Source organism: Companilactobacillus sp. (assembly GCF_022484265.1).
In the GTDB taxonomy this organism is placed as follows: domain Bacteria; phylum Bacillota; class Bacilli; order Lactobacillales; family Lactobacillaceae; genus Companilactobacillus.
This window is the reverse complement of sequence record NZ_JAKVLR010000001.1, coordinates 14,928-28,299: the sequence shown is the minus strand read 5'-3', so window position 1 is coordinate 28,299 and position 13,372 is coordinate 14,928. Positions and strand designations below refer to the sequence as shown.

General features: G+C 38.1%; 11 protein-coding genes, 2 tRNA genes, 1 riboswitch and 1 other annotated feature. Of the genes, 4 read left to right on the top strand and 9 right to left on the bottom strand.

Annotation, left to right across the window (positions count from 1 at the left end; genetic code table 11):
- Nucleotides 1–35: 35 nt before the first annotated feature.
- Together leuS and LKF16_RS00130 are read right to left on the bottom strand one after the other, a co-directional pair.
- Nucleotides 36–2,456 carry a leucine--tRNA ligase gene (gene leuS / locus LKF16_RS00135; protein ID WP_291471781.1) on the bottom strand — a complete coding sequence of 807 codons (2,421 nt, stop codon included), beginning with the start codon at nucleotides 2,454–2,456 and terminating at the stop codon, nucleotides 36–38.
- Nucleotides 2,457–2,498: 42 nt separating this feature from the next.
- Nucleotides 2,499–2,715: a binding site (T-box leader), on the bottom strand.
- Nucleotides 2,713–4,062, bottom strand: coding sequence for a glucosaminidase domain-containing protein (locus LKF16_RS00130; protein ID WP_291471779.1), 1,350 nt, complete (start codon nucleotides 4,060–4,062; stop codon nucleotides 2,713–2,715). It overlaps the preceding feature by 3 nt.
- A gap of 78 nt (nucleotides 4,063–4,140) precedes the next feature.
- Here LKF16_RS00130 and LKF16_RS00125 point away from each other — a divergent pair, with 78 nt between their 5' ends.
- A complete protein-coding gene (locus LKF16_RS00125) occupies nucleotides 4,141–4,806 on the top strand; it encodes a phosphatase PAP2 family protein (protein WP_291471777.1) in 666 nt (221 codons plus the stop codon).
- Here the strand turns inward: LKF16_RS00125 and LKF16_RS00120 are convergent.
- Entirely contained in the window at nucleotides 4,741–6,219 is a 1,479-nt protein-coding gene (locus tag LKF16_RS00120) for an MDR family MFS transporter (RefSeq protein ID WP_291471775.1), read from the bottom strand. The two genes, LKF16_RS00125 and LKF16_RS00120, sit on opposite strands and share 66 nt — an antisense overlap.
- Before the next feature lie 66 nt (nucleotides 6,220–6,285).
- On the bottom strand, nucleotides 6,286–7,491 hold the full coding sequence (gene metK, locus LKF16_RS00115) for a methionine adenosyltransferase (protein WP_291471773.1): 1,206 nt from the start codon (nucleotides 7,489–7,491) through the stop codon (nucleotides 6,286–6,288).
- Nucleotides 7,489–7,571: riboswitch (SMK box riboswitch) on the bottom strand. It overlaps the preceding gene by 3 nt.
- Before the next feature lie 90 nt (nucleotides 7,572–7,661).
- Here metK and LKF16_RS00110 point away from each other — a divergent pair.
- Both LKF16_RS00110 and LKF16_RS00105 read left to right on the top strand, forming a co-directional pair.
- Nucleotides 7,662–8,336 (top strand): hypothetical protein, encoded by a 675-nt coding sequence (locus LKF16_RS00110; protein ID WP_291471771.1) that lies wholly within the window; start codon nucleotides 7,662–7,664, stop codon nucleotides 8,334–8,336.
- A gap of 135 nt (nucleotides 8,337–8,471) precedes the next feature.
- On the top strand, nucleotides 8,472–8,657 hold the full coding sequence (locus tag LKF16_RS00105; RefSeq protein ID WP_291471769.1) for a hypothetical protein: 186 nt from the start codon (nucleotides 8,472–8,474) through the stop codon (nucleotides 8,655–8,657).
- A gap of 13 nt (nucleotides 8,658–8,670) precedes the next feature.
- Here the strand turns inward: LKF16_RS00105 and LKF16_RS00100 are convergent.
- Together LKF16_RS00100 and LKF16_RS00095 are read right to left on the bottom strand one after the other, a co-directional pair.
- Nucleotides 8,671–8,743, bottom strand: a tRNA-Val gene (locus LKF16_RS00100).
- 6 nt (nucleotides 8,744–8,749) lie between these two features.
- Nucleotides 8,750–8,821 (bottom strand) — tRNA-Glu (locus LKF16_RS00095).
- Nucleotides 8,822–8,923: 102 nt separating this feature from the next.
- Between LKF16_RS00095 and LKF16_RS00090 the strand changes: the two genes are divergently transcribed.
- Entirely contained in the window at nucleotides 8,924–9,562 is a 639-nt protein-coding gene (locus tag LKF16_RS00090) for a DNA-3-methyladenine glycosylase (protein WP_291471767.1), read from the top strand.
- Here the strand turns inward: LKF16_RS00090 and LKF16_RS00085 are convergent, their stop codons facing one another.
- From LKF16_RS00085 to LKF16_RS00075, 3 genes are all read right to left on the bottom strand, one after another.
- Nucleotides 9,563–11,362, bottom strand: a complete 1,800-nt coding sequence (locus tag LKF16_RS00085) for a heavy metal translocating P-type ATPase (protein WP_291471766.1) — start codon at nucleotides 11,360–11,362, stop codon at nucleotides 9,563–9,565.
- Nucleotides 11,363–11,475: 113 nt separating this feature from the next.
- Nucleotides 11,476–12,186, bottom strand: coding sequence for a hypothetical protein (locus LKF16_RS00080; protein WP_291471765.1), 711 nt, complete (start codon nucleotides 12,184–12,186; stop codon nucleotides 11,476–11,478).
- 105 nt (nucleotides 12,187–12,291) lie between these two features.
- Complete coding sequence (locus LKF16_RS00075; RefSeq protein ID WP_291471764.1) at nucleotides 12,292–13,356, bottom strand: aspartate-semialdehyde dehydrogenase; 1,065 nt, start codon at nucleotides 13,354–13,356, stop codon at nucleotides 12,292–12,294.
- Between the last annotated feature and the right edge of the window lie 16 nt (nucleotides 13,357–13,372).

Below are 13,372 nucleotides of genomic sequence, written 5' to 3'. Positions count from 1 at the left end.
TCAAAAAAGCTAAGACCGAGTCTTAGCTTTTTCATTTATTTTACTACAATATTAACAATCTTGTTAGGAACGACAATTACCTTCACAACATCTTTGCCATCAAGGAATTTTTGAACTTTTTCATCGCTCAAAGCAATTTCTTTGACCTTTTCCTTATCAGTATCAACTGGCATTGATAATTTATCACGTAAACGACCATTAACTTGAATGATCATCTCAACAGTATCAGATACTAATTTACTTTCATCAAATTCAGGCCATTTAGCATAAGTGATCGATTCATCATGACCAAACTTGCTCCATAATTCTTCCATCATATGTGGTGCAATTGGAGCCAACATCTTAACAAAACCTTCAGCATATTCTTTAGGCATTGTATCAACCTTGTTAGCTTCATTAGCAAAGACCATCATTTGTGAAATGGCAGTGTTGAAGTGCAATGAATCATAATCTTCAGTGACCTTCTTGACTGTTTCGTTGTAAACCTTATCGAGCTTGCCATCATTTTTATCAGTCAAGTAGTCAGATTTAACAGTGTTTTCGTCATCGTTATTGATGAATAATCTCCAAACACGTTCCAAGAACTTGTTAGCTCCTGCCAAACCATCTTCAGACCATGAAATAGATGCATCCAAAGGTCCCATGAACATTTCGTAAAGTCTTAATGTGTCGGCGCCGTATGATTCAACAACATCATCAGGGTTAACAACATTACCCTTTGACTTAGACATCTTTTCATGGTTATCACCCAAGATCATACCTTGGTTATATAGTTTTTGGAATGGTTCTTTAGTAGGCACAACTCCCAAGTCATAAAGAACTTTGTGCCAGAAACGAGCATACAATAAGTGAAGAACAGCGTGTTCAGCCCCACCAATATAAAGATCAACTGGCAACCATTGTTTCAATAAGTCGTAGTCAGCCAATTGTTTATCATTATGTGGATCAATGTATCTTAAGTAATACCAAGAACTACCTGCCCATTGTGGCATAGTATTAGTTTCACGACGTCCTTTACGGCCATTCTTATCAACGACGTTTACCCAATCAGTCAGGTTAGCAAGTGGACTTTCAGGTGTTCCTGAAGGTTCAATATTGCTATCAGCTGGCAATTCCAAAGGTAACTCATCTTCTGGAACTAGAGTTGTTTCGCCGTCTTCCCAATGAATGACAGGAATTGGTTCACCCCAGTAACGTTGACGTGAGAATAACCAGTCACGAAGTTTGTAGTTAACTTTCTTTTTACCGATACCCTTGTCTTCAAGGTATTGAACCATCTTATCGATAGCCTCTTCTTTACCCATTCCATCCAAGAATTCAGAATTAATATGAACGCCATCGCCAGTGAAGGCTGCATCATCAATGTTTCCACCTTCAAGTACTTGAACGATTGGCAAGTCAAATTTCTTAGCAAACTCATAATCACGATCATCATGAGCAGGAACGGCCATGACGGCACCAAATCCATAAGTACTCAATACATAGTCAGAGATCCAGATTGGAATCTTCTTGCCATTAACTGGGTTAACAGCATAAGCACCAGTAAAGGCACCTGTTTTATCCTTGTTCAAATCAGTTCTTTCAAGATCTGACTTGCTAGCAATTTTAGCTTTATAAGCTTCAACTTCAGCTTTTTGTTCAGGAGTAACGATTTTTTCAACTAAGTCATGTTCTGGTGCCAAAACCATATAAGTTGCACCGTAGATCGTGTCTGGACGGGTTGAGAATACTTGCACTGTTTCTGATGTATCAGCTACTGGGAAGTCAATTTCTGCACCCACAGAACGTCCAATCCAGTTACGTTGCATTTCCTTGATTGATTCAGGCCAGTCGATCAAGTCCAAATCATCCAAAAGACGATCAGCATAAGCAGTGATCTTCAACATCCACTGACGCATTGGCTTACGATAAACTGGATAGCCACCACGTTCAGTTTTTCCATCAATGACCTCTTCGTTTGCAACAACTGTACCTAAATCCGGACTCCAGTTAACTGGAACTTTGGCTTCATATGCCAAACCCTTTTTGTACATTTGTTCAAAGATCCACTGTGTCCACTTGTAGAACTTAGGATCTGTAGTTTGCACTTCACGGTCCCAATCGTATGAAAAACCGAGTGAATTGATTTGACGTTTAAAGTTATTGATATTTTTTTCAGTGAATTCAGCTGGGTTATGACCAGTGTCTAAAGCATATTGTTCTGCTGGTAAACCAAAGGCATCAAAGCCCATTGGATGCAAAACATTATATCCTTGCATACGTTTCATTCTGGCTACGATATCAGTAGCTGTATATCCTTCTGGATGTCCAACGTGGAGTCCTTGTCCAGATGGATATGGGAACATATCCAAAGCGTAAAAGTTCTTCTTGTTCTTGTCAGTACCAGTCTTAAAAGTTTGATTTTCTTTCCAGTACTTTTGCCATTTTTTCTCAACGACATTGTGATTGTATGACATATTCTTTCCTCCATAAAAAAAGTCCTATGATTAATAAACTAATCATAGGACGAATTATCGCGGTACCACCTAAGTTCCATGTAGACAGACTACATGACTCTCGATATCCGTAACAAGGATAAGATGTGACTGCTTACTGTTAGTTCAGCGGTCAAACTTGGTGGACGAGTTCAATTTATTTAATTTATGCATTCACAACGACCATGCACTTTCTGAAAAAAATTAAAATAAATCTACTATTTCCATTGCATATATATTACAACTTTAATTGCTGTCCGACAACCAATAAATCTGAATTGAGATTATTTGCTTGTTTTAAATCAGAAACAGATACACCTAATTGACGTGCAATTCCATCTAAAGTATCGCCATTTTTAACTGTTACAGTGTTGTCTTGAGAACTTGCACTCTGTGTTTGTGCCGATTGATCTTGTTGACTGCCAGAGTTTACAGTTGCACTGTTACTTGAATTAGCTTGTCCATTAGAAGTATCGCTTGAAACATTAACTGCAACTTGAGCAGTTGATTGTGACTTGTCATACTTCTTAACTCCGTTAGTTTCGTCTTGAACAATGACCGGTGCTTGTTGATTTCCATAAACATCATCAGAAGAATCACTGCTTGAAGCATCGGCAGCAGTTTTGTTGCCCATTGCGACAGGATCATTAACAGATGCAGTCGGAGTTCCGATAACTTGATTTACGATCAATGACTTACCTGGATAAACATAGCTTGAAGTCTTTAAACCATTCAATTCCATTAATGTTTCCAGAGGAATATTAAATTTATCAGCTACAGACTGTAAAGTGTCTCCTTGTGCAAAAACATAATTTTCATTTTGATCAGATTCTTGAGGTTGATCGAATCGTGATAAATTATATTTTTCTATGATATTATTTAATTTATCTGCATAAGTAGTATCCGTGGCATATTTACCAGTCAAGAATGCTGTGGCATCTTTATATGAACTAGTATTGCTCTTCCAAGTGCCGGCATACATTTGTGGGTTTCCAGAAACGCCACCGCGGAGTAAAGAAACATAATCTTCGAGCGATTCTTTATAAGAAGGATACTTCTTAAAATCTGATTGAATCGAATAAAGACTGCCGGAACCATCGTCTTCTTGAGTTGGCATGTTCACAGCAGTGCCCTTATATGCACCCTTGATACCAAACAAGTTATAGTTAGGTGCACTAGCTAAACCACTAGTTCCCCAACCACTCTCGATCATGGCTTGAGCAATCATCACGGATGCATATAAGTCATTATTGCCAGCTAATTTGCGAGCAGAATTACCAATATAGTCAATGAAATTTTGGTCGCCAACACCACGAGGAGTTAGCATCCCCACGCCGGTGTTAGTGGCCGCAACAGCATCAGCATTGTTGGTATTGCTTTGATCATTATTATTTGAATTATCATATGTATCGGCAAATGCTTGATGTGTTGCCAATGCATTACTAGTTTGTGCAGCTACCCCACTGAAAAATAAACCTGCACCTAAGATGGTGACATTCTTTTTCAGGTTGGCGTTTGCTTGTTTTTTCGAATTTGAACGATAGAGTTTGTTCTCTTCAGCTTTGCGCTGACTACGTGAAATTGTCATATAAACAACACCCCTTTAATACTCATGAAACTATTATATTTCTTAAACAATTTTTAAACAATAGAGAGGGAAAAATAAATGAAAAGTTCTAAATTTCTGACTACCACAAATATTATTTTGATAATAATATTTATATTATGGTCCTGGGCTGTAACAACTCAGGCTAATTTTATCCATGGGTTCGACAAGTTCTTTATTGCCATGATCTATCAAAACCACACTGCTACTCCATTGTTGGTTTTTCGGACTCTGACTGAAGTCGGCGGAACTTTCTGGACAGTAATAATTACGCTAGTAATTTTGATTATTTTGTCGTATTTCAAATATTATTATGCAGCAATATTTTTAGCCGCAAATAAATTGGTCGTCGTCATTATCAACACAATAATAAAAGACTTAATCAGACGCCCTCGTCCCAGCCACCATCATTATATGTATGAAGGAAGCTTTAGTTACCCTAGTGGACACAGTTCATCTGCATTAAGCCTTTATATTCCGTTATTAATAATTTGTTTCTTTATATTTAAAAAAATTGGTTCTAGAGTATTGATCACGACTTTGGGTATCTTACTGATAATTATCATTGGATACAGTCGTGTCTACCTCGGAGTGCATTATCCAAGCGATATCGTTGGCGGATACTTGCTAGCAGGAAGCGTACTAACTTCAACAGTAATTTTATTTAGAGCCAAGAATATCTTTGTTCTTGATTTCAAAGGCATTCAAAAGCAAAGCGATAACTAACAACACTGCACCGGCAACATAAATATTGTGCAGACCAGAGAAAAGAATCTCTCTCATCTTTGGCAATAACTCAGTTGGCAATTGACTGGCGGTTTGAGGATCAATTAATTTGTTCATCATATCGACAGTTATTTTTTTGTTCTGAGCAGCACCATTAGCTAACGCAGTGTTCAAGATGATTCCATCTACTGAAACCATCAAGGACATACCAATAGTTCTTAATAAGGTATTAAAACTGGTGGCCACACCCACATTCTCTGAAGGCACGACTGTTTGTGCAGTTACTGTAGTCGTCGTGATAGTTAAACCAAAACCGCATCCGGCAATTGCTGCCAACATTAAGAAGTACCAGAATGGCGTTCCCACATGCGCTAGCAGTAAGAATACGTTAGCTGTTGCTAAAAAGATCAAACTAATGTAAATCACACGATTTGGAGCAAACTTTTTCAATAAACTTCCAGCCCAGAATGATCCAAAGATCCAAACGATTGAACTAGGAGTAACAGCAAATCCACCCATTGATGGGCTCAATCCTAAGATTCCTTGCATCCAAGTTGGGATATAAGCTTCAAATCCAATCAAGAAACCGCTGACTAACAATGCGATAACATTTTGGATCACAAAAGTTTTGTTTGAGAACAGGTGCAACGGCAATATTGGGTCGCTGACTTTTCTCTCAAAATGAATGAAGATGAAAATCGAAATTACCGAAACTGCTACCAAGCCAATCGGCAACAATGGAGAACCGGTCCCGATATATTGCAATGCCAACATGATTGGTAACAAAACTAAGATCAGCAACATAGTTCCGACATAATCAATTTTAACTTTATGTCCTTGTTCGCGTTTTTCTTTAAAGAAGATCCAAATCAGCAGCATTGTGATGATACCGACTGGCAAGTTGATCAAGAATACCCAATGCCAGCTTAATTGTTCAACGATGAATCCACCTAAAAGTGGTGCGATAACAGCTGCAATTCCCCAGGCTGAACCATTTAGACCTAAGATCTTGGCTCTTTTTTCAAGTGGATAAATGTCGGCGATAATAGTAAATGTTAGTGGCTGAATGGCACCAGATCCCAATCCTTGGACTACCCGGGCCAAAATCAAAGTCAGCATTGAATTAGACATGCTGCACAGAACTGAACCCACGACGAATAATCCTAAACCGAATAAAAAGACTGGTTTTCGACCGACAACGTCTGATAATTTCCCATAAATTGGCGTTGATACAGCTGTCATTAATAAATAAATTGAAAATACCCAATTCATTAAACTTACGCCGTGCAAACTTCCAATGATAGTTGGCATAGCAGTTGATACGATTGTTCCCTCAATTGCGGTCATAAATGTTGCGATAAATACCGCAATCGTCACAATTACAACATGTGACTGTGTTTGTTTCTCGTTCATATTTCCCCCATAAAAAAAGACGTCCTTTAAAGTATAAACTTTAAAGAACGCCTCTGTACTCGTTGATTAGTCCTTAACTTTTGATAAAAATTCTTTAATAGAATCAACTTTATCTAATTGTTCCCAAGGCAAATCAATATCTGTACGTCCAAAGTGGCCATAAGCCGCTGTTTGTTTGTAGATAGGTCTTTGTAGATCTAACATTTGAATGATACCAAGTGGTCTAAGATCAAAGTTCTTATTGACGCAAGCAACAATTTGCTCTTCGCTATAATCACTAGTACCAAATGTATCAACGTGAATTGATACTGGACGTGCTACACCAATTGCATAAGCAATTTGAATTTCGACCTTTTTAGCAATACCTGCTGCAACCAAGTTCTTGGCAATATATCTAGCGGCATAACTAGCTGAACGGTCAACTTTAGTAGCATCTTTACCAGAAAAAGCACCGCCACCATGACGTGCAAATCCGCCATAAGTATCAACGATAACCTTTCTACCAGTAAGTCCTGAATCTCCTTCTGGTCCACCAATTACGAAACGACCAGTTGGATTGATCAAATACTTCGTTTTATCATCAATCATGTTTGATGGAACTACTGCATCAATAACATATTTCTTGATATCTTTTTGAATCTGATCAAGTGTTGCTTCTTCTTTGTGCTGTGTACTTAAAACGATCGTGTCGATACGAACTGGTTTGTCGTTTTCGTCGTATTCAACAGTAACTTGAGATTTAGCATCAGGCATTAAATAATCAAGCGTTCCGTCTTTACGTACTTCAGCGGTTTTACGCATAAGTTTATGTGCTAAAGAGATTGGCAATGGCATGTATTCTTTAGTTTCGTCTGTGGCAAAACCAAATACGAAACCTTGATCACCAGCACCAATTTGATCCAATGGATCAGCATCTTTAGCTGATTCTCTTTTTTCAAGGGCATCATCTACACCTTGTGCGATATCGGGAGATTGTTCGTCTAGAGCTACTAGAACTGCACAACTTCCACCGTCGAAACCTGGATTTGAACCATCGTATCCAATTTCTTTAATTGTGTTACGAACAACGCTTTGGATGTCTACGTAAGCTGTTGTTGAAATTTCACCAACTACGAGTACCAAACCAGTTGTTACGGTTGTCTCACAGGCAACACGCGCATTCTTATCTTGCTCAAGCAAGGCATCAAGGATTGCGTCACTAATTTGATCAGCAATTTTATCTGGATGTCCTTCTGAAACAGATTCGGATGTAAATAAGTAATTCTTTGACATTATAAATTTTCCACCTTTCGGTTACAGGGCCTCTCCTTTGTTAAACAAAAAAGGATCCCATCAGGAACCTTTTACTAGATTACCACAAAAAATGATTTTTTCATAAAAAGATTGAATTGAAATTTGTCGTACAGTCAATTAGTATAAATTCATATGTAAAGGAGCTACACATGGATCACACAAGAGTCAAAAATTTGATCAAGTCATTGATCGAACTAGTTAGTTTTCACGTTTTCGCGGTCGCATTCGTGTTAATTCATCATCTGCCTAATAACTCGATCAACTATTATTTATTAGCACTAGTAGCGATGGTTGCACTATATAAGGAATTCATGCTTCCGCTAAAGCCAAATATATTATTTAGTATCACCTATTCGGTGATCTACATTTTAATTTGTGCAATTGGATTCAAGTCGATGAATATTTTCGTCATGATCTTGATATTTGCCCAAATCGCCTTTTTATTCTCAACTCGTTACATTCCGCAAAAATATTCAATGCTGACTACTTTGATCAACGATTTTATCGTTCCAAGTTTTGTCTCGATTGCAATATTCTTCTACTATTCACACTTTATCTCAATAAATTTTGTAGTTCCGCTGCTGTTGATCAACATCACTGCAGTCATGATCACTTACTTCGATGGCGAAATGAACTCAGCCATTCAGATCATTGCAATCGCAATTGCTACCGTAGTCCTATTCTTCTTAGGATATATCAACTTGCTGGCAACCATTGCGGTTATCGCTTTTACTTTGATAATGGTCTTACTAAAAGTATTCAATAAATTTTCAACGACCGACGTTATCTATCGATTCATTGGAAATATCATGCTAATAATTTAAATTAAATTCTTCCAGACAATTAGTATTGAACTAATGTCTGGATTTTTTTACACAAATTTTACAAAAAATTGACTCAAAATTTTCATTACGGTGTTAATCTAAATTTGAAAATAAATCAACTTGGGAGATATTCAAATGACAATAGTTATCAGAAGTGGCTTAATTTTACTAGCAATACTGATCACAGCATTTTACGCATTTTCTTTGATCAATTGCGATCAAGTAAACGCGGTTCAGTTATCTCCAACTAATGAACAGATTTCTAAAGACAATCTTTTCGAGACAGAAAAAAAGCTAGGAACCATCATCGATGATTTCTAGCTTGTCTATTTAGTGGAGGATACAGGGATCGAACCTGTGACCTCCTGCTTGTAAGGCAGATGCTCTCCCAGCTGAGCTAATCCTCCAAATAGTGACCCCTACGGGATTTGAACCCATGTTACCGCCGTGAAAGGGCGGTGTCTTAACCACTTGACCAAGGGGTCATTTGCTTTCTTTCGTAAGCACAAAGAGTATTATATATTAAGTATGAGAACCAACGCAAGTAATTTTTGCTAAATATCTAAACTTTTTTCGAGGTACCTATTTTGACTGACTTAATTACTACCACAAACGACTTTTTTCAAACTGGTTCAACAATTCAAATTGCCAAAGAAATGTTGGGACATAAGCTAACCTATCATTCAGAGCAAGGATTATTGTCAGGAATAATCGTTGAGACCGAAGCTTATTTGGGACCAGATGATATGGCCGCCCACAGTTATGGTGGCAGACACTCAGAAGCTAATGACCCACTTTACCAACAAGGTGGCACAATTTATATTTATTCGATTCACAGCTGGTTGGATATGGATATCAGCATCCAAAAAAAAGGACTGCCCAACGGCGTCCTTATTCGTGGCATCGAACCAATCGACGGTAAAGATATCATGGATCTGAATCGAAAGAAAACTGACTTTGACACTACTAACGGCCCTGCAAAATGGATCCGAGCATTTGGAATTATGGATAAGGAGCTTTCCGGGACAATGCTCAATAGTGCCAATTTCCAGTTTGAATTAAAAAAGTCCAAAACACCTGCAAATATATTGGAAACTCCAAGAATTGGAGTGCCCAATAAAGGCGAATGGACTGATAAAAAGATGCGTTTCATTGTTGATGGAAATCCTTACGTTTCCAAAATGTATAAACGTGATATGAATTTAGAAACCTATGGTTGGAAATAATCACAGATTATCGCTTCTAGCACGCAATGCGTAAAGAATCGTGACAGTATCGACAACCTCTTGAAGCATGGCACCGATGATTGTTGGAATTAAACCAAAACCAGCAATCAGCATCAAGATGATACAGATCAAAATACCTATTAAAACAGCTTGCTTAGCAACTTTTAAGGTATCGTCAGATATCTTGGCAACTTCAGCAACTTTACCGAGATCATCTTTTAAAACTACCGCATCAGCCGATTCACTAGCGGCATTGGCACCTTTGTAGCCCATAGCAATACCGACATCGGCTAATGCCAAGGCAGGTGCGTCGTTAACGCCATCTCCTACCATGACAGCAGGATGATACTCTTTAGGCAAGGTTTGAATAATTTTAACTTTGTCAGCAGGCAAACTTGATGGATATGCTTTAGTTATACCCACTTCGGAGGCAACCTTTTCAGTTGTCTCTTTTTTGTCGCCTGTAATCATTAAGATGTTGTTGAATCCATATGTTTTGAGACGTGCAATCGTTTCTTTAGCTTCAGGACGAATCTCATCGACCAGACTATAAACGCCGGCAAACCGCTCGTCAATTGAAACATAAACTGATGATCCTTCGACTTTTTCAACTGGATATTTAGTAACGAATTCAGGGTTACCAACTTTGACGTAATGACCATCAATAACCCCAACGATACCTTCAGCGGTAATTTCCTTTACGTCATCCACATCTTTCATTTCAATTTGTTGAGCTAAAGCGTAGTCAACAATTGCTTCAGCCATGACGTGGCTTGAATTTTGTTCAATCGAAGCTGCATACTGATAGACTGTTTCTGGCATAAAATCGGGTGAGATTTTGACATCTTGAACTACCAAATGACCACGTGTAATCGTTCCGGTTTTATCAAATGCCATTGTTTTTGCCGAAGAAATTTTTTCAAGTGCAGTACCTGATTTAACGATGATGCCATTTCTACTGCTACGACTCATTCCTGATACGAAAGCTATTGGAGCTGCCAAAATCAATGGACATGGCGAAGCAACAACTAGTACCTGAGCGATTCTTATCGGATCTCCAGACAAATACCAAGCCAATCCAGCAATGATATAAGCGATGATCGTAAATGGAACCGCGTAACGATCAGCTAATCTAACAAAACGTGCGGGGTTAGTTTCAGACTCCTTGACCAATTTAACAATGGCCTGATACTCACTTTCAGCAGCAATCTTTTCAGCTGTGATCTTGAAGGGAACTTCGCCGTTGATGGATCCTGACATAACATGTGAACCTTTTTCAATATCTACTGGAACGGACTCACCTGTCAGCGATGATTCGTCAACACTTGAATTACCCTCATAGACAATACCATCGACTGGGACTTGTTCCTTTGGTCTGATCAGTAGTTTGTCGCCGACCTTGACATGTTCAATATCAACATCTTTGATACTTTCCCCCTGATAGACATGTGCTTTAGACGGAGAATTATCTAGCAATGACTTGAGTTCGCTCTTAGCTTTGTTGGCTGCATATTCTTCCAAAGTATCTCCACCAGTAAGCATCAGAAGCACGATCCAACCAGCCCAATATTCGCCGAGAGCAATCGTTGCAACGATGGCAGTAATAGCCAATAAATCGACTCCAAAATTACCAGATTTTAAAACTTTGATCATATCAATAAACATGATCAGAGCTAAAATTGTCCCTAAAATACTAATAATCCATTGGGCTGCTAATGCCTGATGAAATGCAAATTGAAGAATAAACGCAATCACACCAATAGTCAAAGTACCATAAAGTTTGATTCTATTAGAGTTCATAAAAAGCCCCTCCCCTCTCTTTAATTTAAGATTAGCATATTATAATTTTTATGAAAGGGCTAAAGTGAATAACAATAGATAAAACAAAAAAACAACCCATCTGGGTTGTCAATTTACTTATAATCTTTGATCTCACTAGGATCCTTTTTAGGAACCAATTTTTGAATCGGCGTGATTGCTTCATAATCTCCATCTTTATTACGATCATAAGTCACAATATGCAATGGATAATCTAATAACATGCTAGATTCGATTTTCATTTCTGGAACGATGTCGTTTAACTTCACGCTAGCCTTTTTATACATTGCTTCTGCTACTTGCAATGCAATATCGTAATCACTGAAATTAAAGCCAACTGTCCCTACTCCATAAACGCGATATACTTTATCGGCTGAAGATTGTGCCATGGCGTTTTTCGTCTGTAAAAATTCATCATGACCGACGCTTGGAAGGCCTTCAACGATTGCAACCATTAATTGTTCACCGACTAATTTTGTTGGAGCATCATATGGTGAATTCAACACTTGGTCAACGTTTTGCTTAAAGTTATCCAAAGTCATTTGATCCTTAACGGTTAAAAAGTAATCATCAAACCATGGATCCATTCCTAATGACTTCATTGGTACTGTGACTGAGTCAGAAATCATCCGTTTAAAACGTTTATCATCTAATTTATCATATTGCTTACGAAAAGTTTCATAGTTTTCTTCGGTATCCATCACGCCAAATGTGAATTCAAGGTCCATAGCCATGTATGGGTCCATGCGATTATCATTTCCGAAACTATCAACTTCTTGAATCTCAAAATATTCTGAACTGCTCATAACATCCCTCGACAAAAAAATTTTAATTACTGACATCATTATATCAATCTAATTCAAAAAATCGACTAATCCTCAAAATAGAGTTAGTCGATTTTTTAAGTGGTATTAATTTACATGAACTAAATCGTCGGCAACTAAGCGTTCTGCGATTTGAACAGTATTCCAAGCTGCACCTTTAAGTAAGTTATCTGAAACTACCCAAAGATTGAATGCACCTTTGTTTTCAAGGTCAGGACGAATACGTCCAACAAATGTTTCACGCTTGCCTGTCGCATTGATTGGTTGTGGATAAATTTGGTTTGCAGGATCATCTTCCAGAACAGCGCCTGGGAAGTTAGCAACAGCTTCTCTGATTTTGTCAACTGATGCATTTTCGTGATCAACAGTATCGATCCAGATTGACTCACCATGACTAATTGGAACAGGTACACGAACACAAGTAGCCGTGACCTTGATATCAGGAGAATCCATGTCATCTAACATGATCTTCTTAGTTTCGTGGATCATCTTCCACTCTTCATGAGAATAGAGATTGTCCTCTAGAACATCAATTTGTGGCAACAAGTTAAATGCTAATGGATAATGCTTCTTATCACCCTTTGTTGGGAAAATATTAGCTTCCATATCCTTGCCATCAAGAAATTCTTGAGCTTGTTCCTTTAATTCGTTAAGTGCTGATTGACCAGCACCTGATGCAGCTTGATAAGTTGAAACGATAATTTGCTTCAAACCAAATTCCTTACGGATTGGTTCAAGTGCAACCATCATTTGAATCGTTGAACAATTTGGATTGGCAATGATTCCATGATGCTTGTACAAAGCTTTTTCATTAACTTCTGGAACTACTAGCGGAACATCTGGTTCCATTCTAAATGCACTAGTATTGTCGACACAGACAGCACCACGCTTAACAGCTTCTGGCAATAATTTCTTTGATACGCTACCACCAGCTGATGCTAAAACGATATCGACTCCTTCAAATGATTCTGGCTTAGCTTCTTCAACTGTGACATCTTGACCCTTGAATTGAAGAGTCTTACCAGCTGAACGACTTGATGCCAATAATCTGATCTTTGATACTGGAATAGTTGATTGTTCCAATTGTTGTATTAAACGTGTTCCCACGGCGCCAGTAGCACCTAATATTGCGACCTCAAAACCTTCACTCATATTTTTTCATCCCTTA